Origin of the sequence: Sphingobium lactosutens DS20 (assembly GCF_000445105.1) — a bacterium.
Lineage (GTDB): Bacteria > Pseudomonadota > Alphaproteobacteria > Sphingomonadales > Sphingomonadaceae > Sphingobium > Sphingobium lactosutens.
In genome coordinates, this window is record NZ_ATDP01000056.1 from 1 (window position 1) to 26,537 (window position 26,537).

Sequence of the window (26,537 nt, forward strand, 5' to 3'; positions counted from 1 at the left end):
GCCGCCAGCCTGCCCATCTATTTCACCGACCAGTTCGGCCTGACGCCGATCGTTGCGGGTTATTGCACCGCAGGCTGCGTTTTCGCCGGATCGCTGGTGCGGCCGTTGGGCGGCGCGCTTGCTGACCGGATCGGCGGGGTCAAGGCGCTGACGATCGTCTATATCGTCGCGGCACTGGCGCTGGCGGGCGTGGGCTATGCCACGACTTTGGCCGGTGCGCTTGGCCTGTTCGTCCTCGCCATGCTGGCGCTGGGCACGGGTAACGGCTCGGTCTTCCAGCTCGTCCCGCAGCGTTTTCAGCCGGAAATCGGGGTGATGACGGGTCTGGTGGGCATGGCCGGCGGGATCGGCGGCTTCTACCTCGCCAGCTCGCTGGGTCTGGCAAAGCAGATCACCGGCAGCTTCGCGCCCGGCTTCCTGATCTTCGCCGGACTTGCGGTTCTGGCGGTGCTGGGCCTGACGGCGGTGAAGGCCCGGTGGCGCGCGACCTGGAGCACCGGAGCGCGCATCTGACGATCTGAAACCGGGGGCGGCGCAGCTTTTGCCGCCCCCGGTTTCATCGCTTCACCATTCGTCCGGGGGGACGCATCCCATGAAGGTTTTTATCGTAACCGCGGCCGCGCTGGTCGTCGCACGCCCCGCTTGCGCCCAGACAATTGCCCTGAAGCCGCTCGCGGAAGCACGACTGCGCTACGAGCATGTCGATCAGGATGGCTTGCCGCAAGAGAAGGCCGATGCCCTTACGGTCCGCGCCCGCGCCGGACTTACCGCGAGCAGCGGCGCGCTGTCCGCCTCCATCGTCGGGCAAGGGACGCTGGCGATCGTCGATCATTATTATGACGGCCTCAATGGCGCGCCGACACGGCCGATCGTCGCCGATCCGGAAAATGTCGCGCTCTACATCGCGCAGCTTCAATATAAGACGAAGGCGGTCGCCCTGACGGCGGGACGCCAGAAGATCGTGCTCGATGACGAACGCTTTGTCGGCAATGTCGCCTTCCGCGACAATGCGCAGACGTTCGATGCAGTGCGGGCCGAACTCACGCCGGTAAAGGGCCTGAAGCTGGACGTCGCCTATGCCTGGAGCGTCAGGTCGATCTGGGGCGTTCAGGGGACACGTGCCCGGCAGCAGGCGGTGAGCGGCGACAATATCCTCGCCAATCTTTCCTACACGACGCCCATCGGCACGATGACGGGCTTTGCCTATCTGGTAAATCAGGATGAGGCGGCGGTGCAGGCATATCGCCTGTCGAGCCAGACCTACGGCGTGCGGCTCGCCGGCGCGAAGGCGCTGTCGAAGGCGGCGAAGCTCAGCTACCAGCTCAGCTATGCGCGCCAGTCCGACTATCATCGCAATCCCAACGACTATAGCGCCGATTACTGGCTGGCGGACGCCACGCTGGACGTGAAGGGGTGGAAGCTCAATGGCGGCTACGAAGTGCTAGGCGCCGACAACGGACGACCCTTCACCAGCTTTCAGACGCCGCTCGGCACCAATTTCAAGTTTCAGGGATGGGCCGACAAGTTCCTGACCACGCCCGCCAACGGCGTGCGCGACCTCTATGTCGGCGGCGGCTATGACTGGAAGAAGTGGGGCAGGTTGTCGGCCATCACCCTGACGGCAAGCTGGCACAGGTTCGACAGCGATAGGCTCGACCAGCATTATGGCAATGAGGTCGATCTTCTGGCGACCGCGAAGGTGAAAAAGACGGCTCTGTCGGTGCGCTACGCCCATTATGATGCGCGAGCGCTGGCGACCGACACGAACAAAGTCTGGCTTCAGGCGGACTGGGCCATCTGATTTGAAAGCATCGCGACGAATCGCTTGAGCCACCTAGCGATTCGTCCTATGCTGCGACGCAAGGGACAAGGATGTCCTCCTTCACATAGCCGCGACGATCCACAGACGGGTCGGCAAGGCACGATATGATGGCAAAGCCGCCATCCAGACTCTCGGTTCTCACCGATGGTCCGGATGGCGGCTTTTTTGTTTTCCGAAAGGCACTGGGATGGAATTTCAGCGTGAGACTGTTCCGGTCGCGGAGCGCGTTGACGATCTTCTCGTCACCTCCCCCGACCCGCGCGAACATCTGGTTGTGGTGGGCAACGGCATGGCGGGATGCCGTGCGGTCGAAGAACTGCTGGCGCGCGACGCGGGGCGCTATCGCGTCACGATCTTCGGCGCCGAACCGCATGTGAACTACAACCGCATCATGCTGTCGCCGGTTCTGGCGGGGGAAAAGACTTTCGAGCAGATCGTCATCAACGATGCCGCCTGGTATGCCGACAACGCCATCGAGCTGATCTCGGGCGACCCGGTGACGGCGATCGACCGCACCGCCAAGCGCGTGACGGCGCAGAGCGGGCGCAGCGTCTCCTATGACAAGCTGCTGATCGCGACGGGGTCAGACCCCTTCATCATCCCGGTGCCGGGCAAGGATCTGCCGGGCGTCATCAGCTTCCGTGACATGAAGGATGTCGACACCATGCTGGCGGCGGCGGAAGCCGGGAAGGCCAATGGCGGCGGCAGCGCGGTGGTGATCGGCGGCGGCCTTCTGGGACTGGAGGCGGCGCATGGCCTGACCCTGCGCGGTATGAAAGTGACGGTCATCCACCTCATGGACACGCTGATGGAGCGGCAGCTCGACGAGGCGGCGGGCTGGCTGCTGAAGACGGCGCTGGAGGCGCGCGGCCAGACGATCCTGACGGGCGCCAATACCGAAGCCATCTATGGCGACGGCAAGGTCGAGGGCGTCCGCCTGAAGGACGGTCGCGAAATCCCCGCCAGCCTCGTCGTCATGGCGGTGGGCATCCGCCCCGCGACGGCGCTGGCGCGCGAGGCGGGCCTCACCGTCAATCGCGGCATCTGCGTCGACGATCATATGGTGACGAGCGATCCCGACATCCTGGCGGTCGGCGAATGCGTCGAACATGACGGCAATGTCTATGGCCTCGTCGCGCCGCTGTGGGACATGTGCCGCAGCCTTGCCGATGGCCTCACCGATCAGCACAGCGGCTATCGCGGCTCGGTCACATCCACAAAGCTCAAGGTCGCGGGCCTTGACGTGTTCTCCGCTGGCAACTTTTCGGGCGGAGATGGCTGCGAGGACATCGTGATGCGCGACGCATCGCGTGGCATCTACAAGCGCGTCGTGGTGAAGGACGACCGCGTCGTCGGCGCCGTGCTCTATGGCGATACCGTCGATGGCGGCTGGTATTTCGACCTGCTCAAACGCGAGGAAAATGTCGCGGATATTCGCGACATGCTGATCTTCGGACAAGCCTTCGCCCAGGGAGGGGGCGCGCTGGACCCTAAGGCGGCCGTTGCGGCGCTCTCGGACGATGCCGAGATTTGCGGCTGCAACGGCGTCAGCAAGGGGCAGGTCGTGGCGTGCATCGGGGCGGGCAATGCCAGCCTCGACGCCGTGCGCGCGACGTGCAAGGCGTCGGCCAGCTGCGGCAGCTGCACCGGCCTTGTCGAAAATCTGCTGAGCGTCGTGCTGGGCGATGATGTGAAGTCCGGTCCCAAGACGATGTGCAAATGCACCAGCTTCACTCATGACGACGTTCGGCGCGAGATCGTGGCGCAGGACATGCGCTCCATCCCCGAGGTGATGCAGAAGCTGCACTGGTCGACGCCCGATGGCTGCTCGTCGTGCCGCCCTGCGCTCAACTATTATCTGCTGTGTGCGCTGCCCGGCGTCTATCACGACGATCAGCAAAGCCGCTTCGTCAATGAACGGATGCACGCCAACATCCAGAAGGACGGCACCTATTCGGTGGTCCCGCGCATGTGGGGCGGCCTGACCAACCCGCGCGAGCTGCGCGCGATCGCGGATGTGGTCGAGAAATATAACGCGCCGATGGTCAAGGTCACGGGCGGTCAGCGGCTCGATATTTTCGGGATCAAGGGCGAGGATCTGCCCGCCGTCTGGGCCGACCTCAACGCCGCGGGCATGGTTTCGGGCCACGCCTATGGCAAGTCGCTGCGGACGGTGAAGACCTGCGTCGGGTCCGAATGGTGCCGCTTTGGCACGCAGGATTCGACCGGCCTTGGCGTCAAGGCCGAGCGGATGACCTGGGGATCGTGGATGCCCCACAAGTTCAAGATCGCCGTGTCGGGCTGCCCCCGCAACTGCGCGGAGGCGACGATCAAGGACTTCGGCGTCGTCTGCGTCGATTCAGGCTATGAGCTGCATGTCGGCGGCAATGGCGGCATCCACGTTCGCGCCACCGACCTTCTGTGCAAGATTTCGACCGAGCAGGAGGCGCTGGATTACTGCGCCGCCTTCATCCAGCTCTATCGCGAAGAGGCCCGCTATCTCGAACGCACCGCGCCGTGGATCGAGCGCGTCGGCGTCGACTATGTAAAACAGCGCATCGTCGAAGACGCCGCCGGTCGGGAAGCCCTGCGCGCCCGCTTCCTCTATGCCCAGAGCTTTTCGCAGGACGATCCTTGGGCAGAGCGCGCCGCTGGCCAGCACGCCGAACTGCACCAGCCCATCGCCCCCTTCGCCATCGCAGCAGAGTGAACGACATGACCACATGGATTGACATCGGAACGCTGGACGACATCCCCCAGCGCGGTGCCCGCACCGTCCAGATCGCGGGGCAGAAGGATCTTGCGGTGTTCCGCACAGGTGATGATCATGTCTTCGCGCTGGTCAACGAATGCCCGCACAAGAAGGGGCCGCTCAGCCAGGGCATCGTGCATGGGCACAGCGTCGCCTGCCCGCTGCACAACTGGAACATCGCGCTCAGGACCGGGCAGGCGCAGGGTGCGGACGAGGGATGCACGCCTGTCATCGAAGTGCGTCAGGAGGGCGGCCGCATCCTGATCGCGCAGCCCGACGCCATGCAGGCGGCCGCCTGATGCAAGAGGCGGTCCGCACCACCTGCGCCTATTGCGGCGTCGGCTGCGGCATCGTCGCGACGCCGACCGGCCCGCGATTGGTTTCTGTGAGGGGGGATGAGGCGCACCCGGCCAACGGCGGGCGCCTCTGTTCCAAGGGCACGCATCTGGGCGAGACGGTCGGTCTTCAGGGGCGGTTGCTGCATCCGATGATCGGGGGCAAGCGGGCGGGCTGGGACAAGGCGCTCGACCTTGTGGCAAAGCGCTTCAGGGACGCGATCGATCGCCACGGCCCCGACAGCGTCGCCTTCTACGTCTCCGGCCAGTTGATGACCGAAGACTATTATGTCGCCAACAAACTGATGAAGGGCTTCATCGGGTCGGCCAATATCGACACCAACAGCCGCTTGTGCATGTCGAGCGCGGTCGCGGGGCATAACCGCGCCTTCGGCGAAGACATCGTTCCGGCAAGCTATGACGATCTCGACGCGGCGGACCTCATCGTCCTGGTGGGATCGAACACCGCCTGGTGCCACCCGATCGTCTATCAGCGGATACAGGCGGCGCGGGCGGCACGCGGCACGAAGCTGGTCGTCATCGACCCGCGCCGCACCGAGACTTGCGAAGGCGCGGACCTGCACCTGCCCATCCGCCCCGGAACCGACGTTGCGCTTATGAACGGGCTGCTGGCCTGGTGTAATGCGACATGGACGATCGACCGGACGTTCATCGAGCGCTCGATCACCGCGCCAGAAGGCTTCTGGGAGCATATCCGGAACGGTCATGACCTTTGGACGACGGCGCAGACATGCGATGTCGAGCCCGCGCTCATCAAGCAGTTTTTCGAAATGTTCGCCGCGACACCGCGCACCGTCACACTGTTCAGCCAGGGCGTGAACCAGTCGATCCGCGGGACCGATCAGGTCAATGCGATCATCAACGTCCATCTTGCCACCGGCCGCATCGGCAAGCCGGGCGCGGCACCCTTTTCGATTACCGGGCAGCCCAATGCGATGGGCGGGCGCGAGGTCGGCGGCCTTGCCTCGACCCTTGCGGCGCACATGGACTTTGCGCCGGACAATGTGGCGCGCGTGGGCCGCTTCTGGGCCGCGCCCAACATGGCGACCAAGCCGGGGCTGAAGGCCGTCGATCTGTTTCGCGCAGTGGACGAAGGGCGGATCAAGGCGCTGTGGATCATGGCGACCAACCCCGCCGTATCGATGCCCGACGCAGGCCGCGTACGCGACGCTTTGGCCTTTGTCCCCTTCCTCGTCGTGTCGGACATCATGGCCAACACCGACAGCAGCACGCACGCCCATGTCAGCCTGCCCGCCGCCGGATGGGGGGAGAAGGACGGCACGGTCACCAATTCGGACCGCACGATCAGCCGCCAGCGTCCCTTCATGGCGCTGCCGGGTGAGGCAAAGCCCGACTGGTGGATCGTGAAGGAAGTGGGCCGTCGCATGGGGTGGGCCAACGCCTTCGCCTATGACCGGCCCGCCGACATATGGCGCGAACATGCGCGCCTGACCGCCTATCAGAATGACGGGCAACGATTGCTGAACCTTAAGGACAAGGCGACGATCGGCAACGAAGCCTATGAGGCGATGGAGCCGTTCCGGTGGGGCGGTCGGCCTTTTGCCGATCGCTCGTTTGCCACGCCCGAGGGCAAGGCGCGACTGGTGCTGACCAGACAAATGGACGTGCAGCCGCCGCTCAAGGACTGGCCGATGACGCTCAACACCGGGCGCTATCGCGACCAGTGGCACACGATGAGCCGCACCGGCCTGTCGCCCAAATTGTCGCGGCATCGTGAAGAGCCGCTCGTGGAAGTCCATCCGCAGGACGCGGCGGCGCTGGGGCTTGCCGATGGCGATCTGGCGCGGGTCGATACTGCGCAGGGGAACAGCGTCTTTCGCGTCGCCCTGAACGAAGGGCAGCGTGTGGGTGAGATTTTCACGCCGATCCACTGGACCGATCGCACGAGCAGCGGCGGGCGCACCGGGCTCCTGCCGCGTCCGCTGGTGGACCCACATTCGGGGCAGCCGGGCTTCAAGTCCACGCCCGCCAGCGTCACGCGGGTCGAGACCGAATGGAAGGGCTTCCTGATCCTGCGGGGAGAGACCTTCCCGCACATCCCCTGCCTGTGGGCCACCAAAATCACCGTGCCGGGGGGCGCCCTGTTCGAAGTAGCCGGGAACGGCGATCCCGCTCGGCTCGAGGCATTGCTTCCTCATGGCGAGCGGGTCGAGGCGCTGGACCGGGCGAAGGGCACGCGCCGCGTCGCCAGCATCAACGAAGGCCGTTTGCAAGCCGTCCTGTTCGTGACGCGCACCGGCCTCCTGCCCTCCCGCGACTGGCTGATCGCGCAGTTGGAAGCGGTCAACGTGGGTGGTTCGGTGCTCGCGGCACGTGGTCCGGGCAGTCAGCCCGACAAAGGCGCGACCGTGTGCGTCTGCTTCGACATCGGCCTCAACCAGATCGTCGCTGCGATCCGCGACCAGCATCTGATGGATGTCGCCGCTGTCGGCGCCGCACTTGGGGCGGGCACAAATTGCGGATCGTGCCGCCCCGCGATCGCGACCATCTTTACCCAGACCATGCAGGAGACGCTTGATGCCGCGGAATGACCTGATCGCGCCCGGAGACGTGTGGCTGGTGGGGGCTGGCCCCGGCGATCCCGACCTTCTGACGCGAAAGGCCGAGAAGCTGATCGCAGCGGCAGAGGTCGTCTTCTATGATGCGCTGGTCGGGCCGGGCGTGGTGGACCTGATCCCCTCCAGTGTCGAGCGGGTAAGCGTAGGCAAACGATCCGGCCGCCATTCGAAGGATCAATTGACGATCGACCAGATGTTGGTCGCCGCATCGCTGGCGGGCAGGCGCATCGTGCGCCTGAAGGGCGGCGACCCAGCCATGTTCGCCAGAGCAGCCGAGGAAATGTCCGCCCTGCGTGCGATCGGCGCGCGCGTTCGGATTTGCCCCGGCGTGACGGCCGCCAGCGCGGTGGCGGCGTCGGCGGGCGTGTCCCTTTCTCTCCGGGGTATCGCCCGCCGCGTTCAGTTCGTCACCGCGCACAGTCGGCGTGGGCAGGCGCTCGATCTGGACTGGAATGCGCTGGCCGATCCGACCAGCACGCTAGCGGTCTATATGGGCCGGGATGCCGCGCCCGAACTCAGTCGCGCCCTGATCGCCGCTGGCTTGCCCGGGTCGACCCCAGCGCTCATCACGTGCGACGCGTCCCTGCCGCAAGAGCAGATGCTGCGAACCCGGCTGGACCTGCTGCCTTTGGTGATCGAGTCCTTTGCCCAGGATCGCCCGACGCTGATCCTGATAGGAAAAGCGGTGGCGCAACCCGATCTGACCGTCGTAGCCGGGGCGGTTGCCGACAATGTCATGACGCACTAGGGCCGCGTCATGACCGCAGCAACCAGCATTGCGTGCGCCGCGACCATTGGCTTCGATGAAGCGCAGGCGATCGTGCGGAAGAGTTGCGTGCCGCTAGGTTTTGAGTTCGTGCCTCTTGGCAAGGCAGGCCGGCGCGTCCTTGCCAGGGATGTCGTCGCCGGGATTGATTCGCCACGGCGGGACTGCGCGGCTATGGACGGATATGCCGTGCATTCCCGCGATCTTGCGCAAGGGGTCATCCGGTTTCGCCTCTCCGGCGAAAGTGGCGCCGGTGGACCGCTTCCAGTGCCGTTGCCACCCGGCACGGCGGTTCGAATATCGACCGGCGCGCCGATGCCTCCGGGTGCCGACCGTGTCGTCATGCGCGAATATGCGATGATCGACGGGAAACATGTCATACTGACGGACAGGGGTGGCAAGGGCCATGTCCGCAGGCGCGGCGATGATTTTGCGCGAGGCCAGACATTGCTGACCGCAGGCACCCGCATGGATGCGCGGGCCATGGTCGTGACCGCCGCCGCCGACGTAGAGGGTGTGACCGTATGGCGCCGGCCGCGCGTGCATGTCATGACCAATGGCGACGAACTGGTCGAACCCGGCAAGGCCGCAATGCAGGCCGATACCGTTCCTGATAGTCTAAGCGAAGCTTTGACGCTGATAGCGCGGCAATGGGGCGGCAAGCTGACCGGCATGTCACGCGCGACCGACCGGATCGACAGCCTGCGCGATGCCGCGCAGGCCGCGCTTTCCGAAACCGACATTTTGGTGCTGGCGGGGGGCGCATCGCATGGACATCGGGATCTGGCCCGCGCAGCGCTCCTGCCGCTCGGCCTGCGCCTCGCCTTCGCGGGCGTTGCCATGAAGCCGGGCAAGCCTCTGTGGTATGGCAGAATCGGCAGGACTCACATTCTGGGCCTACCAGGAAATCCGACTGCCGCCCTGACGACCGCGCGTCTGTTTCTGGCGCCGATGATCGCGGCCATGTCAGGCGCCGGTTTCGCCTCTGCCTTGCGCTGGTCCAGCCATGCGTCGTCCCTTGCTTTGGAGGAAGGCGGCGACAGGGATCAGTTCTTATGCGGGGTGACGCAGGGCAATACCGTTCGAACTATTGAACGCCAGCAGGCGTCGGCGCAGATGATGCTGGCGCAAGCGGATGTCCTCGTCGAGCGACGGGCAGGTGTGCCTGCCGGTCCGGCAGGTTCCGTTCTACAATGCCTGCGCTTCTGACATGGCCCTGCTGGGAGCGATCATTGGAGGTGGCATGTCGCGGCGCTTCGGCTCCGACAAGGCCATGGCGCGGATTGATGGCGTTACGCTTCTGGACCACGTCCATGCCGCCTTGCAGCCTCAGGTCGACGATATCGTCTTGTGCGGGCGTAGCTGGCTGGAGTGGACCTCCATCCCGGACGTGCCGGGCCCGGGCCTTGGGCCGTTGGGGGGCATGGCCGCGGCCTTGGAATATGGCCGCCGTAACGGCTTCGACGCTGTTCTGACAGTTCCGTTAGACACCTATCCACTTCCAAGTGACCTCGCTCGCTCGCTCGGAACTGGGCCAGTTTGTTTCGCTGACCAGTATATGGTGGGTATTTGGCCAGCATCGCTATGTGCTCGCTTGAACGCGCATATTGTCAGCGGCCACCGGTCCGTGCGGTCATGGATCAGCGCCTCAGGCTGTCAATTAATAAAAGTCGATAATCTCGCCTGGAGAAACATTAATGTAGCTACAGATCTACATGAAATTTTTGAATAATCACAACATCATCTCGAAGGGATTCTTAAACTGCTAATCGCAGAGTTGACTGGCCACTTAGATGTGGCCTGATCAGAATCGCGCGCTTTCGGCGATGTTTAATCTTTTTAATAGTTCCTGGACAGGTGAGGCGGGCCCGTGGGGTGCACCCTTTCAATAATTTTATCGCCAGGGTCTTGCTGGGCCGCCAGCCTCTCCGCCAAGGCTGCCCGTTTCAAAGAGCAATGACGGTAAAATTACCGATGTCTGTTTCCAAACCAAAACCTGCCGCTCGCAAATACAAAACTGAATGGCAGGTTTGTCCCAGGCCCAGTCATAATCGGGCGGTCCGCTTTCAAGCATCGTAATATTGCGGTCGAACGGCTTGAGTGGGCGCAGTCCGGACAACTCACGGCAGCATCCACCGGCGCATTCCAGCCAATGGCGCTTTCCAGCTTGGTATTTGGACTTGGCTGGAAGGTCGCCATGCCGCTGGCGATCACAAATGTCGGCGAAGCCTTCGCCGCGGCGTGGATGGTCCGTCGTGCCTATCCCCGTTTCGGACAATTCTTGTCCGCTCGCGAGATTCTCTGGTTTGTAGCCGTTGCCGGCATCGCCGTTCCGCTGGTCGTCGCATTTGTCGGGGCCTTGTTCGTCCATATCGCCGGCCGGGCGCCCTATTGGACGACGTGGCGTGATTGGTTCACCGCCCATGCAGTGGGCGTGATCGCATTCGGCCCGCCGATGATCCTCCTGCTTGGAGGGTACATCAACAGGTGGATGAAACGCGTCGACCGGATCAGGGCGATAGAGGCATGGGCGATCATGCTGGCTGTGTGCGCCGTGGCGACTGTCACGTTTGGCTAGGGCCAGATCCCCCTTCTCGCGTTGCCCTTTCTGCCGATGATGCTGGCAACGCTACGACTTGGGCGTTTCGGTGCAGTCACCTCCATCGTCATCCTCGTCACCATCGCCAGCATTTTCTCCCTGTCCGGCGTGGGGCCCACGACGATGATTTCGGGCGGAATGGGCCTGCGCCTCCAGATCCTTCAGGCGTACTTCGCCACCGTCGTGATGGTGATCCTGCCAACCGCCGGCGCGCTCAAGTCAAGAGGGCGCCTGTATGAATTGAAGAGAGCCGAACGCTGGCTAGCGGCATTCCAGATGCCACCCTTTCGATAATCGAAGAAACGGGGTACCTCATTCCGTTGGAACAACCTCAACCGCTAATGAGCGTCTTGAAGGCCAAACTTTTCAATTGATTGGATGCCATGAATCCCTGTCTGTCATTAAGCGAACTTGCCGAGTTTCTCGATGGCGCATTTCCGAGCGAAACGCGCGCGTCCCTTGGCGCTGTGGTCGATGTTCAAGCTGGGCATGTCCGCATGACCCTCGATCCGAACTCAAGCATGGGTCGGCCCGGAGGGATCGTATCGGGGCCAACGCTCATGGCACTTACCGATGTTGCAGCCTATGCGGTGATTATCGCTCACCATGGGCGAAAGGAGATGGCAGTAACAAACGGTCTGTCCATCTCCTTCCTCCGCGCCTGCAAAATGGAGACGATCATTGCAGACGCCCGATTATTAAAGCTGGGCCGCCGACTGGCCACGGTCGATGTGCGGGTCTGGCAGGGGAATGAGGACCACCTTATCGCCCAAGCCACTGTCGGTTACGCGCTCCCGTAGCTTGGGCTTCAACGCGCCGCTGACGGAGGATCTGATACGCTCGTAAGCCAGGAATGTCCTCTGTCAGCGAAAGCGGGCGGTCGGGTGGCGAGCTTGGAACGACTGATTAGTCCCACACCAGTCAAATCCGAATGTCCGATTCTGGGCGGGAGCATAATGCTGCCAAACGGCTTGAATGGGCGCCGAGCTGCTGGACCGCTTATGAGGAACCAACGTCATTTGCCCGTCGGCGGTTGAAAGGACGTCTTAAGCGGGTTGGACTGAGCGTAACCGATGTAACGCTCTCGAACTGGCCTGATCCACCCTTGGTTTCACTTGCGCTGCCGTGATGGCCGGCGAGTCGGAGCCAAGGCACATGACCCCCACCAAGCTGCTAGTCGGGCAGATTTTCATCGTTTTCGCGATCGTCCTGCTGGGCGTATGGGCGGGAACCCAATGGGCCGCCGCCATGCTGGGCTATCAGGCGCAGCTCGGTGCGCCTTGGACGATCGCGTGCGGCATCCCGGTCTATCGGCCATGGCAGCTGTTCGGATGGTGGTATCATTACGAGGCTTATGCGCCCGAGGTCTTCGACAAGGCTGGCGCGCTGGCCGGGGCTAGCGGATTTCTCGGATGCGCTGCGGCCATCGTCGGATCGCTTTGGCGCGCGCGTCAGAACCGCCACGTCACCACTTATGGCTCGTCACGCTGGGCGTCGCAGCGCGAGATCGCTAACGCGGGCCTGCTGCGCGATGCCGGTGTCTTTCTCGGCCGGCTCGGCTCCGACTATCTGCGTCATGACGGCCCTGAGCATATCATGGCCTTTGCGCCGACCCGCTCGGGCAAGGGCGTCGGCCTCGTCGTGCCGTCTCTCCTGTCCTGGACCGGCAGTGTCGTCGTTCACGACATCAAGGGCGAGAACTGGACACTGACCGCCGGCTGGCGCTCGCGCTTTTCGCACTGCCTGCTGTTCAACCCGACCGATCCGCGCTCGGCCCGGTACAATCCGCTTCTGGAGGTTCGCAAAGGCCCGGACGAAGTGCGCGACGTGCAGAATATCGCCGATATTCTCGTCGACCCGGAAGGCGGGCTGGAGCGGCGTTCGCACTGGGAAAAAACCAGTCACTCATTGCTGGTCGGCGCCATTCTCCATGTCCTCTATGCCGAGGAAGAGAAGACGCTGGCGCGCGTCGCCACCTTTCTCTCCGATCCCCAGCGCAGCTTTGCCAGCACCCTGCGCCGCATGATGGCGACAAATCATCTGGGCACGTCCAAGCATCCCCAGGTCCATCCCGTCGTCGCCAGCGCCGCGCGCGAAGTGCTGAACAAGAGCGAGAACGAGCGGTCCGGCGTGCTCTCCACGGCGATGTCGTTCCTTGGCCTCTACCGTGATCCGACCGTGGCGCAGACGACATCCGCTTGCGACTGGCGCATCGCCGATCTCGTCGATGCCAGGGCGCCGGTGTCGCTCTACCTCGTCATTCCGCCCTCGGACATCTCGCGGACCAAGCCGCTGGTCCGGCTGGTCCTGAACCAGATTGGCCGCCGCCTGACCGAGCGGCTGGAGGGCGATCCCCGTAAGAGCCGCAAGCACCAGTTGCTGATGATGCTGGACGAATTCCCGGCACTGGGCCGCCTCGACTTCTTCGAGACCGCGCTCGCCTTCATGGCCGGCTATGGCATCCGCGCCTACCTCATCGCGCAGAGCCTGAACCAGATCAGCAAGGCCTATGGCGAGAGCAACGCCATCCTCGACAATTGCCACGTCCGCATCGCCTTCAGCTCGAACGATGAACGCACGGCCAAACGGATCAGCGATGCGCTCGGCACCGCGACCGAACTGCGCGCGCAGCGCAACTATGCCGGGCATCGGCTCGCGCCCTGGCTCAGCCATGTCATGGTGTCGCGACAGGAGACAGCCCGGCCGCTGCTGACGCCCGGCGAGGTCATGCAACTGTCGCCCGCCGATGAACTGGTGATGGTCTCGGGGCTGGCGCCGATCCGGGCAAAGAAGCTGCGCTACTATGAGGACCGCAACTTTGCCGCGCGCGTGATGCCGCCGCCAGTGCTTAGTGATGGCCCCTATCAGGATCGGCCGGAATCCCGCGCTGACGACTGGGGAATCGAAGTCCGCAGTCCCCATGATGGCCTCGCTGCTGCATCCACGGACGATGCCGATGCTTTCGCGGAGGCGGAGGGTGGTCTTCAGCGTGAGCGCCATCCCGGCCTCGCCGAGGAGCAGGCCCCGGCCCCGGATGAGACGGAGCGCGATGCCGCCCCCGGCACCGACGACGAGAGCGACGAGGTCGCCGACCGACGCGCCATGGACCGTCTGCGCAATCTGAACCCGGTCCAGCGTGCCTATGGCATTAACGAGAGCACGGATCGCGGCGACGATCTGCTGCCGAACTTCTGACGGGGAGAACGGCAGTGAAACCACGCCATCATCTCTATCTCGACGAGGAACTTACCGCCCGTCTCGACATGCTGGCATCGAAACCGGGCACGTCGAAGTCCGCGATCATCTCCGACGCCCTGCGCGAATATCTCAATCGCCGCGCCACCCGCGAAGTCGATGACCTGCTCAAGCACCGGCTCGACCGGCTCAGCAATCAGCTGGGACGTATCGAGCGCGACGCAACCGTGCTTCTCGAAACCCTGTCGCTGTTCGTCCGCTATCAGCTGACTGTGACGGCGCCGCTGCCCGAGGCGGACAAGGCTGCACAGGTGGTCGGGCGCGAGCGCTTCCGCCGTTTCGTCGATCAGGTGGGACGACAGCTTGCGACTGGTCGGTCGATCGACACTCCGGCTGGCGATGGTGAGCCGTCATGAGCGGCGCGCTTGGGGCACAGTCACGCGACCGTCGCAGCGCCATGCTGCGCACCGCCATGGGACCGGCCATTGCCGCCGCGCTCGCCGATCCGCTTGTCATTGAGATCATGGTTAACCCGGATGGCGTGCTGCGGCTCGACCGTCTTGGCGAAGGCCGGATCGAGACCAGCGCCCGGCTGGAAGTGGCCGAGGCAGAGCGGATCGTGCGTCTCGTCGCCAGCCATGTGCGCGCAGAGATCCATGCCGACGCGCCGATCATCAGTGCCGAACTACCTGACGGTGGCGAACGCTTCGAAGGTCTGCTCCCGCCGGTAGCGTCGGCGCCATGCTTCGCCATCCGCAAGCCGGCTGTCCGCATCCACCGCCTCGCTGACTATGTGGCCGACGGCATCATGCGTGCTGAAGTCGCCGTGGTGCTCGCCAAAGCCGTCGTCGACCGGCGCAACATCCTCATCGCGGGCGGCACCTCGTCGGGCAAGACCACGCTGGCGAACGCGCTGCTGGCCGAAATGGCTCAACTCGACGAGCGGGTGATCCTGATCGAGGATACGCGCGAGTTACAATGCGCCGCGCCCGATACAGTGGCGCTGCGAACGAAGCCCGGCGCCGTGACGATGGCCGATCTCGTCCGCTCGACCTTACGGTTGAGACCCGACCGCATCATCGTTGGCGAGGTCAGGGGCGGCGAAGCCCTCGACATGCTTAAGGCCTGGAACACTGGCCATCCCGGCGGCATCGCCACCGTCCATGCCAACAGCGCGCGATCCGCGCTCTACCGCATCGAACAGCTGGTGGCGGAAAGTGTCGTCACCGTGCCGCGCCGCCTGATCGCAGAAGCGATCGACATGGTGGTGCTCATCTCCGGCCGAGGCATCGGCCGCAGGATCGAGACCGTTGCCGAGGTCGGCGGGCTCGATGAGGGCGGCGATTACGCCGTCACTGACCTCGTCATCCCCCACAGCACTGGAGACTGATCCATGTACGCATCACGTTCGTTCGTCCCCGCGCGCCTGTCGCGCGCCACGCTCATCGCTGCCGCTCTGCTGCTGCCCGTCACTGCCATGGCGTCCGGTTCGGGGATGCCGTGGGAGGAACCGCTTCAGCAGATTCTGGAGTCGGTACAGGGGCCGGTCGCCAAGATCGTCGCGGTGATCATTATCATAACCACCGGCCTGGCGCTGGCGTTCGGTGAGACCTCCGGCGGTTTCCGCAAGCTGATCCAGATCGTTTTCGGCCTCTCGATCGCCTTTGCCGCCTCCAGCTTCTTCCTCTCCTTCTTCAGCTTCGGCGGCGGGGCATTGGTCTGATGGCCGGGCCTGGCTCCATCGCCGACGGCGGGCATAGCGGCAGTGCTCGTATCGAGGGCTTCGAGGTGCCGCTGCATCGCTCGCTGACCGAGGCGATCCTGCTCGGCGGCGCGCCGCGCGGGATCGCGATCCTCAACGGCACGCTCGCCGCCGCGATGGGGCTGGGCCTCCAGCAGTGGATCGCAGGCCTGCTGCTCTGGCTCGCCGGGCACAGCCTCGCCGTCTTTGCGGCCAAGCGCGATCCCGATTTCGCGCCCGTGCTGGCCCGACACCTCCGGCAGAAGGTCTATCTCTCATGCTGAACCTCAAGGAATATCGCAGCACGGCCGACCGGCTGGCCGACCATCTGCCATGGGCCGCGCTGGTGGCGCCGGGCGTTGTGCTCAACAAGGACGGCAGTTTCCAGCGCACCCTGCGTTTTCGTGGTCCCGACCTCGAAAGCGCGACCGAGGCCGAGCTGCTCTCGGTCTGTGCCCGTGCCAACAATGCGCTGCGGCGCCTCGGATCAGGCTGGGCCTTTTTCTTCGATGCCGAACGGATCGAGGCAATGGATTATCCCGACAGCACGTTCCCCGATGCAGCCTCCTGGCTGGTCGATGAGGAACGGCGGGTACATTTCGACGGGCGCAAGGGACAGCATTTCGAGAGCCGGACCCACCTTACGCTCTGCTACCTGCCGCCCGCCGATCAGGTCAGCCGTGCCGAGCGCGCGTTGCTGGAGCGCGATGCGCCCCAGCAGGATCGCGACTGGCGCACGGAACTGCGGGCCTTCATCGCCGAGACCAACAGGGTGCAAGACCTGCTCTCAGGCTTCATGGCAGAGGTTCGCGCGCTCGACGATCGCGAGACGCTGACTTTCCTGCACAGCTGCATCTCGCCCCGGCGTCACGTTGTCGGACTGCCGGAGACGCCGATGTATCTCGACGGCCTGCTGGTCGATACGCCGTTGTCGGGCGGGATCGAGCCGATGCTGGGCGACCGGCATCTGCGCACCGTCACCGTGCTGGGATTTCCCAACGCGACCCGGCCTGGCATTCTCGATGCCCTCAACCATCAGGACTTCGCCTATCGCTGGGCGACCAGGTTCATTGCGCTCGACAAGACGGCAGCGACCAAGGCGCTGACGAAGATCCGGCGCCAGTGGTTCAACAAGCGCAAGTCCATTGCCCAGCTGATGCGCGAGGTGATGATGAACGAGCCGGTCCCGCTGATCGACAGCGATGCAGACAACAAGGTGGTCGATGCCGACCTCGCGCTTCAGGCGCTTGGCGGCGATCATGTAGCTTTCGGTTACTACACGTCGACAATCACCGTCAGCGATGCGGATCGGGGACGCGCCGAAGAAAAGGTCCGCATCGTCGAGCGGATCGTCAATGGTCTGGGCTTCACCTGCATCCGCGAGAGCGTCAATGCGGTCGAGGCCTGGCTCGGATCGCTGCCCGGCCATGTCTATGCCAATGTCCGGCAGCCGCTGGTCCATACGCTCAACCTCGCGCACCTGATGCCGTTGTCGTCGGTCTGGGCTGGCCCGGCTTGCAACCGGCACCTCGGCGGACCTCCACTGCTTTATGCCGAGACCAGCGGTTCGACGCCGTTCCGCCTGTCCACTCATGTCGGCAATGTCGGTCATATGCTGATCGTCGGCCCGACTGGCGCGGGCAAGTCGGTGCTGCTGGGGCTGCTCGCGCTTCAGTTCCGCCGTTATCCCGGTGCCCAAGTCTATGTCTTCGACAAGGGCTTGTCCGCCCGCGCAGCGGTGCTGGCGATGGGCGGCGAGCATCATGCCTTGGGAAGCGGCGGCGAAACCGGAGATGCGCTGGCATTCCAGCCCCTGCGCAATATCGACGATGATGCCGAACGCACGTGGGCGGCCGAATGGATCGCGGCGCTCCTGACTGCCGAGCGCATGGAAGTGACCCCCGAGATCAAAGAGGCGCTGTGGTCGGCGCTGACCAACCTTGCCGGCGCTCCGCCCGAACAGCGCACACTGACGGGCCTATGCCTCCTGCTCCAGTCCAATGCGCTGAAGGCAGCGCTTATGCCCTACACTTTGGAAGGGCCGTTCGGCCGCCTGCTCGACGCGGTCGAGAATGCGTTGGCGTTGGGTGATGTGCAGTGCTTCGAGACCGAGGCGCTGATGCACAGTGCAGGCGCGGTCGCTCCGGTGCTGACCTATCTTTTCCACCGGCTGGAAGAGCGGTTCGACGGGCGGCCGACCCTGTTGGTGCTCGACGAGGCCTGGGTCTTCCTCGACAACCCGCTCTTCGCCGCTCGCATCCGCGAATGGCTGAAGGTTCTGCGCAAGCGCAATGTCAGCGTGATCTTCGCGACCCAGAGCCTTGCCGACATTGCCGACAGCAGCATCGCGCCCGCCATCATCGAAAGCTGCCCACAGCGCATCTTTCTTGCCAACGATCGGGCCGTCGAACCGCAGGGCCGCGCCGCCTATGAGCGTTTCGGCCTCAACGAGCGGCAGATCGAGCTGATCGCCCGTGCGACGCCCAAGCGGCATTATTACCTACAATCGCGCGCGGGGAACCGCCTGTTCGAACTGGCGCTGGGGCCGATCGCCCTTGCGCTGTGCGGTGCCTCCGATCCCGGCAGCCAGAACCTGATCGACCGGCTGCTCGATGAGCATGGGCGCGACGGTTTCACCGCTGCCTTCCTGCTCTCCCGCGGGCTCGACTGGGCAGCGGCGTTGCTCGCCGGCTTCGATGCCGTGCCCGATGCCGGCGCCGACCCTACCGCGACCGCTTCTCACCCCCAGCAAACGGAGCTTGATCTATGAAATCCCGTTTTCTCGCCGCCCTGATGGCCGCCACCGCCACGGTGACTGCCGCCGTCGTGCCCGTCCCACCGGCCTATGCGCTGCTGGTGTTCGATTCCTCCAACTATGCGCAGAACGTCCTGACCGCCGCGCGCACGCTTCAGCAGATCAACAACCAGATCCAGGCACTCCAGAATCAGGCGACGATCCTGACCAACATGGGCAAGCATCTCCAGCGGCTCGACTTCTCTTCCCTGAGCGAGATCAGCCGCTCGATGCAGCGGATCGGCACTCTGATGAATCAAGCCGAGGGCATCGCCTTTGATCTTGCCTCCACCGACGAAGCCCTGCGCAAGCAATTCCCCGCTGCATTCGATACCGCGCTCTCAACCAACGAGATCATCGCGCAGGCGCGTGCCCGCTATCAGGCATCGATGCAGGGTTACCGCCAGACCATGCGGGTGCAGTCGCAGGTGGTGGAGAATATCCAGTCCGACGCGACGCTGCTGACCGAACTGGTCAGTCAGAGCCAATCCGCCACCGGCAGCCTTCAGGTCAGCCAAGCGACCAACCAGTTGATCGCGGTCTCCACGCGCCAGCAGCTCCAGATCCAGCAGATGATGGCGGCGCAATACCGCGCCGATGCACTGGAGCGTGCCCGCGAGCAGCAGGCGATGGAGGCCGCGCGCGAGCAGAGCCGCCGCTTCATCGGCACCTCTACCCTCTACACCCGCCGCTAGGAGAACAGGCGATGGACCCCGACATTGGCGGGCTCGACCTCAATATCGTCGACGCGTTTCTCGACACCTTCCTCACCTATATCGACAGCGGCTTTGGCCTGCTGTCCGGCGACGTAGCCTTCCTGACTACGGTGCTGATCGGCATCGATGTCACGCTCGCCGCCCTGTGGTGGGTGATGGATAACGATCAGGATATGCTCGGGCGGCTGGTCAAGAAAGTCCTCTATGTCGGGGCCTTCGCTTATATTCTCGGCAATTTCTCGCGGCTTGCCGACATCGTCTATCGCAGCTTTTCGGGGCTGGGCATCACGGCGGGCGGCGGCGGCCTCTCCGCGGACGATCTCCTTCATCCCGGCAAGATCGCGGGCACCGGATTTACCGCCGCCTATCCGTTGATCGCCAAGGTCAACGACCTGATGGGCTTTCCCGAATTCTTCGGCAATTTTCTCGCCATCGCGGTGCTGCTGATCTGCTGGCTATTGGTGGTGCTCGCCTTCTTCATCCTCGCCATCCAGCTTTTCGTCACCATCGTCGAGTTCAAGCTGACCGCCTTGGCAGGCTTTGTGCTCGTGCCGTTCGCACTCTGGAACAAGACCAGCTTCCTAGCTGAACGGGTGCTGGGCAACGTCGTCTCGTCGGGCATCAAGGTGATGGTGCTCGCCGTCATCATCGGCATCGGCACCAACTATTTCGACCAGATGACCAGCCTTGTCGGCGATGATCCCGGTGTCTCCGAAGCGCTTACTCTACTGATGGGCGCGCTGACGCTGTTCGGTCTCGGCATCTTCGGCCCCGGCATTGCCTCCGGCCTAGTATCCGGTGCGCCGCAACTTGGTGCGGGCGCCGCCATCGGCACGGCGGCAGGCGCGGCGATCATGACTGGCGGCGCTGCCTTGCTCGGCGCACGCGGCGCGATGATGGCCGGGCGCGGCGGCATGGGCGCGATCCGTGCCGGGACGGCAATGGGTTCGGCGGCCTCGACCGCCTACAAGCTGGGCCAGGAAACCTCTGGCAGTGCCCGCGTCGGCGCAGGCCTCGGCGGTATCGCGACCGCAGCAGGCGGCGCGGCATCGCAGGTAGCCAGAGCGACGGCATCGCGTATCGCCGCCCCCGTGCAGGCCAGCGCCGCCGCAGGGCAGCAAGCAGCCTGGAATGCCGGGCGGACATCGCCAGCACCTGCCGCGCCCTCCGCCAACACCGCACCATCCGATCCGGCACCGGCCTGGGCGCAGAGCCTCCGGTCCCAGCAGACAGCACGGCACCACCGGCACATGGCGATGCAAGCCGTGAAGGACGGCGATCGACCCGGCGGCTCCGCCAATCCCGACCTCAGCGAAAAGGGGTGAAAGCCATGATCTTCAAGCGATCCATCCAGCGCTATGGGCAGACGCCCGCTCCGGAAACCCCATGGCAGCGCGCCGGGCAGCTATGGGATGAACGCATCGGCTCTGCCCGCGTTCAGGCGCGCAACTGGCGATTGGTCGCCTTCTCCAGCCTGGGCCTCACCGGCATCCTCATCGCCTCCAATGTCTGGCAGTCGATGCAGAGCCGGGTCGCACCCTATGTCGTGGAGGTGGATCGGCTTGGTGAGGCGCGCAGCGTTGCTCCGGCGATCCAGAACTACCGGCCGACCGATGGCCAGATCGCATGGCATCTGGGCCGGTTTGTTTCCAACGTCCGCTCGGTCTCGACCGATCCGGTGCTGGTGAAGCGCAATTGGCTCGATGCCTATGACTTCGCCACTGACCGGGCGGCGATCTTCCTCAATGACTATGCGCGATCCAATGACCCGTTCGCCGGGATCGGGCAGCGCAGCGTGTCGGTGCAAGTGACGAGCGTGGTCCGGGCATCGGACAGCAGTTTTCAGGTCAAATGGACCGAGAGCATCTTCGAGCGCGGCAGCCTTGCGAAGACCGAGCGCTGGACGGCCATGCTGACCGTCATCATGCAGCCGCCCAAGACCGCCGATGCGCTGCGAAAGAACCCGCTCGGCCTGTTCGTCAACGCCATTGACTGGGCGCGCGAACTGGACGGCCCATCCTCCGCAGCAGGGCGGCAGGCTGGCCGTGCTCAGGTGCCGACAGATAATCTGCCGACTGCCGAACACGCAGAACTTCCGAGCGAGCCGACGGCCGCCCCCATGTCAGCAGTTGCGCCGGCACCAGTCCCCACCACCGATGAGAAGGGAGATCGCCCATGATCCGCCTGTCCCTGCTGCCGCTTCCGATCCTGGCCCTTGGCGCTTGCGCTGGCGCGACGCCGCCTCCGGCCATCGCGCTCGATGCCGCCCGGTTCCAGCCTGCCACCCGTGAAGCAGAACCGCCCAGGCCCGTCGAGATCGTCACCGTTCCGCAGCCGCTGCCCTTGCCGGGACAGATGCTGCCGCCGCCATCCGCGACGAAGGAGACCGGCGCCCCTACCGCGCGGGTGGAAGCCGCGAACAGAGCGGCAACCCGTGAGCCTTCGAGCGCAGGCTATATCAACGCGATGCAGGTCTATCCCTGGACCGACGGCGCGCTCTATCGTCTCTATGCCGCGCCGGAGCGGGTAAGCGATGTCACGCTCCAGCCCGGCGAAAAGCTGCTGGCCGTTTCGGCGGGCGATACGGTGCGCTGGGTCATCGGTGACACCACCAGCGGCTCGGGCGACGATGCCCGTGTGCATGTGCTGGTGAAGCCCTTTGCCCCTGGGCTTGTCACCAACATGGTCATCGCGACCGACCGGCGCGCCTACCATCTGGCACTGGAGAGCACCGACCGCACCGCGATGGCAGCGATTAGCTGGACCTATCCGCAGGACAGGCTTCTGGCCTTGCAGCGGCAGAACCAGCTTGCCGAGCAGGCCAAGCCGGTTGCGTCCGACATTGTGCTGGCCGACCTGCGCTTTGCCTATGCCATCACCGGCGACAATCCGCCGTGGCGCCCGGTCCGGGCATGGGACGATGGTCGCAAGGTCTATATCGAGTTCCCGGCCCGGCTCGATCAGGGCGAAGCTCCGCCATTGTTCGTCGTTGGCCCGAGTGGTGGCAGTCAGCTCGTCAATTATCGCGTGAGCGGCAATCACTATATCGTCGATCGGCTCTTCGGTGCCGCCGAACTGCGACTTGGTGAAAAACCGCAGCAGGTCGTCCGCATCAGTCGGACCGACGCCGGGGTTGAGGGGAAGCGCAAGTGAGCGCGGGCGAAAATTCTCCCGCCAACGGCGCACGGGCTGACGATGTCGTTGCCGCTGAACCGGAGGCGACGTCAGCGCCGCAGAAGGTCGCACCAGAGGGACTGGTGCTGCGTGCCAGCCCCCGCCGCGTTGTCCGTTTCCGGCGCGGCGTCATCATTGGTGGGGCGGCGCTTGGCTCGCTGGCGATTGCCGGCGTGACGTGGATGGCGCTCGGGTCGAAGACGCTGCACATCGTCGAGGCGGGCAGCGAGAAGGCCGTCAGTGACCGCCGCACGCCGGCCGACGCCGTTGCCGATCTGCCCGGCGATTATAGCAAGGTCAAAGCCGGGACGCCGGTGCTGGGGCCACCGCTGCCGGGAGACCTTGGCCGTCCGATCCTTGAACATCAGCATGGGCTCGCCAATCAGGGAGATGGTCCCGGCGCCGGGCACACGGCGTCGACTGCCGCCGAGCAGGCAGCCGAAGCCGAACGCCAGCGGATCACGTCGCAGGCGCATCAGGCCCGCGAGGCCGGCGTGATGGTGCAATCATCGGCACACGTTGCGACTAGTTCGGCGAGCGATGCTGCCGGGGCCGCCGTCGCAGGACAACCAGTGGCGACCGGCGAGGCCGGGCGTCTGGCTCTCGATCCCGATAAGGACCAGAACAACCAGCAGCGCAAGATCGACTTCATGGCGCAGCAGGCAACCGGGGGAACGGCCAGTGTCCACCGGCTCGAAACACCGGCATCGCCCTATCAGTTGATGGCGGGAAGCATCATTGTCGCCAGTCTCGTCACCGGGCTGAACTCGGACCTGCCCGGCATGGTCGTCGCGCAGGTGACGGAGCCGGTGTTTGATACGGTCACGGGCCGGACCTTGCTGATACCGCAAGGCTCGCGGTTGATCGGCAGCTATGACAGTGTCGTTGCGTTCGGGCAGAAAAGAGCGCTGCTCGCATGGCAGCGCATCATACTGCCCGATGGCAGCTCGATCCAGATCGACAATCTGCCAGCGACCGATGCGGCGGGTTATGCGGGCCTTGCCGACAAGGTGGATTTGCACAGCTGGCAACTGCTGAAAGGCGTGGCGCTATCGACCCTGCTGGGCGTCGGCACGCAGCTTTCGCTCGGCAGTGATGAGAGCGATCTTGTCCGCGCGATCCGCCAGTCCACGCAGCAATCCGCCAATCAGGCGGGACAGCAGATCGTCTCAAAGAACCTCAACATCCAGCCCACGATCACGGTCCGCCCCGGTTGGCCGCTGCGCATCGTCGTCCACAAGGACATCACCCTGCGGCCCTGGGGCGGCGCTCGCTGAAAGGAGGAAACCATGCTCAAGCTGGCAAAACTGCCCGACCGTACCCCGATCAAGATCGGGCTGACGGTGACGCCCGATCTTGCAAAGGCGCTGGGCGACTACACCGCGATCTATAATCGCACCTATGGCGACAAGGCTGAGATGGCTGATCTCATTCCGGCCATGCTGGAGGCATTTCTTGCCAGCGACCGGGTGTTCGCCAGGGCGCGCAGGGATGGGGAGGGAGGGCCATGAGGCGATACATCGTGATCGGTCGGCTAAAGCATAGCTTTCAACGTGGCTGGGAAGGCAAGATCAACACCCTTACCCTTCGCCGACAGATCCGTTTGGTGCCGAACGATGATCGTGGAAGCAGTCATGCCCCCGCTTCCCGCATCACGCTGGGATGGCAGCACATTGAGAAAGCATGGGAAAGCGAGACCTGCAAGCAGCCCTCGCGAACCTATCTGCACCTTCCGATTGAGGATCCGCATTGTCCGTTAGATGCCTTCCTCTTTCCGGATGCGGACGCCGATTGCGCAAGCCTGATTATGGACTGTGGCAGGAAGGCGCCATCCGGCCATCCGACCAGGGAGGATTCGGATGGCTGAAGCTGAGCCAGTTCCGGAGCGGTTGCTGAGGTTGGATGAGGTAATGCGGCGCGTCGGCCTCGGAAAGTCGATGATCTATCGTCTGATCTCTGAGCGACGCTTCCCGCCGCCCTACAAAATTTCTCCCTTTGCCTCTCGCTGGAGCGAACGTGAGATTGTCGGCTGGATCGCGGATGTCAAAGACGGGTTTGAAGGCAAAAAGCGATCGATCTGAGCTACATTGATAGTTCCTAGCCTCGCAATGTCCTGAAATCCGCGTCTCACCGGCGATTATGAAAAGCGGTGACGATGCGCCCGATGCGCTCCGCTGCTGCGACGACCCGCCGCGCATCACCAAGCGAGGCAGCGAACGGCTTATTGATCACCACATGTTTGCCAGCATCAAGTGCTTGCACCGCATGATCCGCATGAAGATGGTCGGGGCTGGAGACGACCACGAGCTCGATGTCGGGCAGCGCCAGCATCTCCTCCACGGTCGCCGAGACAGCGACGTTTGCAATGTCGGCGTGAACCTTGCCCTGATCGCGTGATACGACGGCGCGCAACGACAGGTCGCGCGCAGCTCGGATATAGGGTGCGTGAAAGGCACGCCCACCAAGGCCGTACCCGATCAAGCCAACGCCAATGGGTTTGCTATGGTCAGTTTCTTTCGTGGTCTGCGGGTATTCTCGCTGCCAACGAATGCAACGCATCAATGTCCTTGAATGCGCCAGCAGCAAAGGTTGCATGGCCCTCTGCTGCTGGCGCTAAGCTTCAAATGGGATAGTGACCGGGCTGGGTTTCGATCGTGACCCACCGGGTCTCGGTAAAGCTGTCGATGCCCTGCCGTCCGCCAAAGCGACCATAGCCCGATGCTCCAACTCCGCCGAACGGCATCTGGGCTTCGTCATGAACGGTGGGACCATTGATATGGCAAATGCCGGACCGAATGCGCCGCGCGACCGCCAGACCCCGTGCCGCATCCCTGGTAAAGATCGCAGAAGACAGGCCGTATTCGCTGTCGTTCGCCAGTTCTATCGCATGATCCGCATCGCGCGCGCGGATGACGGCGACGATCGGGCCGAAACTTTCATCGCGGTAAAGTTTCATGGTCGAAGTGACTTCTGCAACAATGCTGGGCTGGATAACGACGTCGCTGGCCTTGCCCCCGGTCACGACGGTTGCGCCCTTGGCAACAGCGTCGTCGATCAGATCGTTAAGATGGTCGACGGTTTTGCGATCGACCACTGCACCAAGCGGCGTTGCGCTATCGCGAGGGTTGCCCGCACGCATCGACCCGACCTTGTCGGTGAATTTCTGCAGGAACGCATCCGCAACCGACTCGACAACGATAATCCGTTCGGTCGACATGCAGATCTGCCCCTGATTCATGAACGCGCCGAAAGCCGCCGCCTTCACGGCTTCGTCCAGATCCGCGTCGTCCAGCACCAGAAACGGCGCCTTGCCGCCGAGTTCCAGAAGGCAGGGCTTTAGGTGTTCGGCAGCCCGGCGGGCAATGATCTTTCCGACGGTAGTAGATCCGGTAAAATTGATCCGCTTTACCTCAGGAGCGTCGATCAGAGCGCCCACCACGTCCCCGGCATCCCGCGGGGCATTGGTGACGATGGACAGCACGTCAGCCGGGAGACCTGCTTCCTCGAACGCCTCGACTATGAGGCTGTGAGTCCGAGGGCAGAGTTCGCTCGCTTTGAGAATGACGCTGTTGCCGCATGCGAGCGGGACCGCGACGGCTCGGACCCCCAGAATGATCGGCGCATTCCATGGTGCGATACCGACTATCACGCCAACCGGTTCCTTCATCGCCATCGCGACGCATCCAGGTTTGTCGGATGGGATTACCTCGCCAAGAATCTGCGTCGTAAGCGCCGCGGCTTCCCTGACGATGCCTGCAGCCAGAGCAAGATTGAAGCGCGCCCAATTTTCAGCGGCGCCTACCTCGTCCATCATGGCGGTGACGAACGCGCTCTCCTTGGCCATGAGTGCATCGGCTGCCCTGTTCAGAACGGCGCGCCGCGCATTGGGGCCGAGCGCAGCCCAAGCGGGAAACGCGTCGCCCGCGCGCGTGGCGATCGCGCGAACGGCATCGACGGTCATGGCCTCAGCTCGCGACGCAACTTCGCCGGTAATGGGGTTCAAGCGTTCGAATTCCGGCATTTTCTCTCTCTCCTGTTTCTAA

General features: G+C 64.0%; 27 protein-coding genes. 25 read left to right on the plus strand and 2 right to left on the minus strand.

Annotated features, from left to right (window positions below):
- The 25 genes from RLDS_RS31645 to RLDS_RS0127625 all read left to right on the plus strand — a co-directional run.
- The coding region (locus RLDS_RS31645; protein ID WP_021224519.1) for an MFS transporter at nt 1-513 on the plus strand (513 nt) is incomplete at its 5' end.
- A 79-nt stretch (nt 514-592) separates the two neighbouring features.
- On the plus strand, nt 593-1,801 hold the full coding sequence (locus RLDS_RS31650) for a hypothetical protein (RefSeq protein ID WP_009824059.1): 1,209 nt from the start codon (nt 593-595) through the stop codon (nt 1,799-1,801).
- Between the two features lie 208 nt (nt 1,802-2,009).
- Complete coding sequence (gene nirB / locus RLDS_RS31655; RefSeq protein ID WP_009824060.1) at nt 2,010-4,532, plus strand: nitrite reductase large subunit NirB; 2,523 nt, start codon at nt 2,010-2,012, stop codon at nt 4,530-4,532.
- A gap of 5 nt (nt 4,533-4,537) precedes the next feature.
- Nucleotides 4,538-4,873, plus strand: a complete 336-nt coding sequence (gene nirD / locus RLDS_RS31660; RefSeq protein WP_021224520.1) for a nitrite reductase small subunit NirD — start codon at nt 4,538-4,540, stop codon at nt 4,871-4,873.
- Nucleotides 4,873-7,482, plus strand: coding sequence for a nitrate reductase (locus RLDS_RS31665; protein ID WP_009824062.1), 2,610 nt, complete (start codon nt 4,873-4,875; stop codon nt 7,480-7,482). The genes nirD and RLDS_RS31665 overlap by 1 nt, the downstream gene beginning before the upstream one ends.
- Nucleotides 7,469-8,257 (plus strand): uroporphyrinogen-III C-methyltransferase, encoded by a 789-nt coding sequence (gene cobA / locus RLDS_RS31670; protein WP_009824063.1) that lies wholly within the window; start codon nt 7,469-7,471, stop codon nt 8,255-8,257. Before RLDS_RS31665 ends, cobA begins: the two co-directional genes overlap by 14 nt.
- Nucleotides 8,258-8,266: 9 nt before the next feature.
- Entirely contained in the window at nt 8,267-9,484 is a 1,218-nt protein-coding gene (locus RLDS_RS31675) for a molybdopterin molybdotransferase MoeA (RefSeq protein ID WP_009824064.1), read from the plus strand.
- A gap of 1 nt (nt 9,485) precedes the next feature.
- Nucleotides 9,486-10,007, plus strand: a complete 522-nt coding sequence (locus RLDS_RS31680; protein ID WP_009824065.1) for a molybdenum cofactor guanylyltransferase — start codon at nt 9,486-9,488, stop codon at nt 10,005-10,007.
- A 420-nt stretch (nt 10,008-10,427) separates the two neighbouring features.
- On the plus strand, nt 10,428-10,853 hold the full coding sequence (locus RLDS_RS31685; protein ID WP_021224521.1) for an MASE1 domain-containing protein: 426 nt from the start codon (nt 10,428-10,430) through the stop codon (nt 10,851-10,853).
- A 36-nt stretch (nt 10,854-10,889) separates the two neighbouring features.
- Nucleotides 10,890-11,168: a hypothetical protein gene (locus tag RLDS_RS31690; RefSeq protein ID WP_021224522.1), complete on the plus strand. Its 279-nt coding sequence runs from the start codon at nt 10,890-10,892 to the stop codon at nt 11,166-11,168.
- Between the two features lie 89 nt (nt 11,169-11,257).
- Nucleotides 11,258-11,674, plus strand: coding sequence for a PaaI family thioesterase (locus RLDS_RS31695; RefSeq protein WP_021224523.1), 417 nt, complete (start codon nt 11,258-11,260; stop codon nt 11,672-11,674).
- 355 nt (nt 11,675-12,029) lie between these two features.
- Complete coding sequence (locus RLDS_RS31700) at nt 12,030-14,069, plus strand: conjugal transfer protein TraG (protein WP_021224524.1); 2,040 nt, start codon at nt 12,030-12,032, stop codon at nt 14,067-14,069.
- A gap of 14 nt (nt 14,070-14,083) precedes the next feature.
- Complete coding sequence (locus RLDS_RS31705) at nt 14,084-14,485, plus strand: ribbon-helix-helix domain-containing protein (RefSeq protein WP_021224525.1); 402 nt, start codon at nt 14,084-14,086, stop codon at nt 14,483-14,485.
- Nucleotides 14,482-15,459, plus strand: a complete 978-nt coding sequence (trbB, locus tag RLDS_RS31710; protein WP_021224526.1) for a P-type conjugative transfer ATPase TrbB — start codon at nt 14,482-14,484, stop codon at nt 15,457-15,459. The genes RLDS_RS31705 and trbB overlap by 4 nt, the downstream gene beginning before the upstream one ends.
- A 3-nt stretch (nt 15,460-15,462) precedes the next feature.
- Complete coding sequence (locus tag RLDS_RS31715) at nt 15,463-15,792, plus strand: TrbC/VirB2 family protein (RefSeq protein ID WP_021224527.1); 330 nt, start codon at nt 15,463-15,465, stop codon at nt 15,790-15,792.
- The gene (locus tag RLDS_RS31720; protein WP_021224528.1) at nt 15,792-16,094 is read left to right on the plus strand and encodes a VirB3 family type IV secretion system protein; all 303 of its coding nucleotides are present in this window, start codon (nt 15,792-15,794) and stop codon (nt 16,092-16,094) included. The genes RLDS_RS31715 and RLDS_RS31720 overlap by 1 nt, the downstream gene beginning before the upstream one ends.
- Nucleotides 16,088-18,580 (plus strand): conjugal transfer protein TrbE, encoded by a 2,493-nt coding sequence (gene trbE, locus RLDS_RS31725; protein ID WP_021224529.1) that lies wholly within the window; start codon nt 16,088-16,090, stop codon nt 18,578-18,580. Before RLDS_RS31720 ends, trbE begins: the two co-directional genes overlap by 7 nt.
- Nucleotides 18,577-19,299: a P-type conjugative transfer protein TrbJ gene (trbJ, locus tag RLDS_RS31730; RefSeq protein WP_021224530.1), complete on the plus strand. Its 723-nt coding sequence runs from the start codon at nt 18,577-18,579 to the stop codon at nt 19,297-19,299. The genes trbE and trbJ overlap by 4 nt, the downstream gene beginning before the upstream one ends.
- A gap of 11 nt (nt 19,300-19,310) precedes the next feature.
- Complete coding sequence (gene trbL, locus RLDS_RS31735) at nt 19,311-20,645, plus strand: P-type conjugative transfer protein TrbL (protein WP_021224531.1); 1,335 nt, start codon at nt 19,311-19,313, stop codon at nt 20,643-20,645.
- A gap of 5 nt (nt 20,646-20,650) precedes the next feature.
- The gene (gene trbF, locus RLDS_RS31740) at nt 20,651-21,499 is read left to right on the plus strand and encodes a conjugal transfer protein TrbF (protein ID WP_021224532.1); all 849 of its coding nucleotides are present in this window, start codon (nt 20,651-20,653) and stop codon (nt 21,497-21,499) included.
- Nucleotides 21,496-22,473 (plus strand): P-type conjugative transfer protein TrbG, encoded by a 978-nt coding sequence (gene trbG, locus RLDS_RS31745; protein WP_021224533.1) that lies wholly within the window; start codon nt 21,496-21,498, stop codon nt 22,471-22,473. Before trbF ends, trbG begins: the two co-directional genes overlap by 4 nt.
- Nucleotides 22,470-23,771 (plus strand): TrbI/VirB10 family protein, encoded by a 1,302-nt coding sequence (locus RLDS_RS31750; RefSeq protein WP_021224534.1) that lies wholly within the window; start codon nt 22,470-22,472, stop codon nt 23,769-23,771. The genes trbG and RLDS_RS31750 overlap by 4 nt, the downstream gene beginning before the upstream one ends.
- 12 nt (nt 23,772-23,783) lie before the next feature.
- Nucleotides 23,784-24,005, plus strand: coding sequence for a DUF2274 domain-containing protein (locus RLDS_RS31755; protein ID WP_021224535.1), 222 nt, complete (start codon nt 23,784-23,786; stop codon nt 24,003-24,005).
- Nucleotides 24,002-24,361: a DUF736 family protein gene (locus RLDS_RS31760; RefSeq protein WP_021224536.1), complete on the plus strand. Its 360-nt coding sequence runs from the start codon at nt 24,002-24,004 to the stop codon at nt 24,359-24,361. The genes RLDS_RS31755 and RLDS_RS31760 overlap by 4 nt, the downstream gene beginning before the upstream one ends.
- On the plus strand, nt 24,354-24,575 hold the full coding sequence (locus RLDS_RS0127625) for a helix-turn-helix transcriptional regulator (protein WP_031297364.1): 222 nt from the start codon (nt 24,354-24,356) through the stop codon (nt 24,573-24,575). The genes RLDS_RS31760 and RLDS_RS0127625 overlap by 8 nt, the downstream gene beginning before the upstream one ends.
- A gap of 46 nt (nt 24,576-24,621) precedes the next feature.
- Here the strand turns inward: RLDS_RS0127625 and RLDS_RS31765 are convergent, their stop codons facing one another.
- Nucleotides 24,622-25,089, minus strand: a complete 468-nt coding sequence (locus tag RLDS_RS31765; protein ID WP_236616786.1) for a Gfo/Idh/MocA family oxidoreductase — start codon at nt 25,087-25,089, stop codon at nt 24,622-24,624.
- A gap of 25 nt (nt 25,090-25,114) precedes the next feature.
- Nucleotides 25,115-26,515 carry an aldehyde dehydrogenase gene (locus RLDS_RS31770; RefSeq protein ID WP_021224539.1) on the minus strand — a complete coding sequence of 467 codons (1,401 nt, stop codon included), beginning with the start codon at nt 26,513-26,515 and terminating at the stop codon, nt 25,115-25,117.
- Nucleotides 26,516-26,537 lie beyond the last annotated feature (22 nt).

Bases quoted from the DNA above. Each gene is read 5' to 3' on its own strand.
- RLDS_RS31650 (WP_009824059.1), top strand. From the start codon at position 593: ATGAAGGTTTTTATCGTAACCGCGGCCGCGCTGGTCGTCGCACGCCCC.
- nirB (WP_009824060.1), top strand. From the start codon at position 2,010: ATGGAATTTCAGCGTGAGACTGTTCCGGTCGCGGAGCGCGTTGACGAT.
- nirD (WP_021224520.1), top strand. From the start codon at position 4,538: ATGACCACATGGATTGACATCGGAACGCTGGACGACATCCCCCAGCGC.
- RLDS_RS31665 (WP_009824062.1), top strand. From the start codon at position 4,873: ATGCAAGAGGCGGTCCGCACCACCTGCGCCTATTGCGGCGTCGGCTGC.
- cobA (WP_009824063.1), top strand. From the start codon at position 7,469: ATGCCGCGGAATGACCTGATCGCGCCCGGAGACGTGTGGCTGGTGGGG.
- RLDS_RS31675 (WP_009824064.1), top strand. From the start codon at position 8,267: ATGACCGCAGCAACCAGCATTGCGTGCGCCGCGACCATTGGCTTCGAT.
- RLDS_RS31680 (WP_009824065.1), top strand. From the start codon at position 9,486: ATGGCCCTGCTGGGAGCGATCATTGGAGGTGGCATGTCGCGGCGCTTC.
- RLDS_RS31685 (WP_021224521.1), top strand. From the start codon at position 10,428: ATGGCGCTTTCCAGCTTGGTATTTGGACTTGGCTGGAAGGTCGCCATG.
- RLDS_RS31690 (WP_021224522.1), top strand. From the start codon at position 10,890: ATGATGCTGGCAACGCTACGACTTGGGCGTTTCGGTGCAGTCACCTCC.
- RLDS_RS31695 (WP_021224523.1), top strand. From the start codon at position 11,258: ATGAATCCCTGTCTGTCATTAAGCGAACTTGCCGAGTTTCTCGATGGC.
- RLDS_RS31700 (WP_021224524.1), top strand. From the start codon at position 12,030: ATGACCCCCACCAAGCTGCTAGTCGGGCAGATTTTCATCGTTTTCGCG.
- trbB (WP_021224526.1), top strand. From the start codon at position 14,482: ATGAGCGGCGCGCTTGGGGCACAGTCACGCGACCGTCGCAGCGCCATG.
- RLDS_RS31715 (WP_021224527.1), top strand. From the start codon at position 15,463: ATGTACGCATCACGTTCGTTCGTCCCCGCGCGCCTGTCGCGCGCCACG.
- RLDS_RS31720 (WP_021224528.1), top strand. From the start codon at position 15,792: ATGGCCGGGCCTGGCTCCATCGCCGACGGCGGGCATAGCGGCAGTGCT.
- trbE (WP_021224529.1), top strand. From the start codon at position 16,088: ATGCTGAACCTCAAGGAATATCGCAGCACGGCCGACCGGCTGGCCGAC.
- trbJ (WP_021224530.1), top strand. From the start codon at position 18,577: ATGAAATCCCGTTTTCTCGCCGCCCTGATGGCCGCCACCGCCACGGTG.
- trbL (WP_021224531.1), top strand. From the start codon at position 19,311: ATGGACCCCGACATTGGCGGGCTCGACCTCAATATCGTCGACGCGTTT.
- trbF (WP_021224532.1), top strand. From the start codon at position 20,651: ATGATCTTCAAGCGATCCATCCAGCGCTATGGGCAGACGCCCGCTCCG.
- trbG (WP_021224533.1), top strand. From the start codon at position 21,496: ATGATCCGCCTGTCCCTGCTGCCGCTTCCGATCCTGGCCCTTGGCGCT.
- RLDS_RS31755 (WP_021224535.1), top strand. From the start codon at position 23,784: ATGCTCAAGCTGGCAAAACTGCCCGACCGTACCCCGATCAAGATCGGG.
- RLDS_RS31760 (WP_021224536.1), top strand. From the start codon at position 24,002: ATGAGGCGATACATCGTGATCGGTCGGCTAAAGCATAGCTTTCAACGT.
- RLDS_RS0127625 (WP_031297364.1), top strand. From the start codon at position 24,354: ATGGCTGAAGCTGAGCCAGTTCCGGAGCGGTTGCTGAGGTTGGATGAG.
- RLDS_RS31765 (WP_236616786.1), bottom strand. From the start codon at position 25,089: ATGCAACCTTTGCTGCTGGCGCATTCAAGGACATTGATGCGTTGCATT.
- RLDS_RS31770 (WP_021224539.1), bottom strand. From the start codon at position 26,515: ATGCCGGAATTCGAACGCTTGAACCCCATTACCGGCGAAGTTGCGTCG.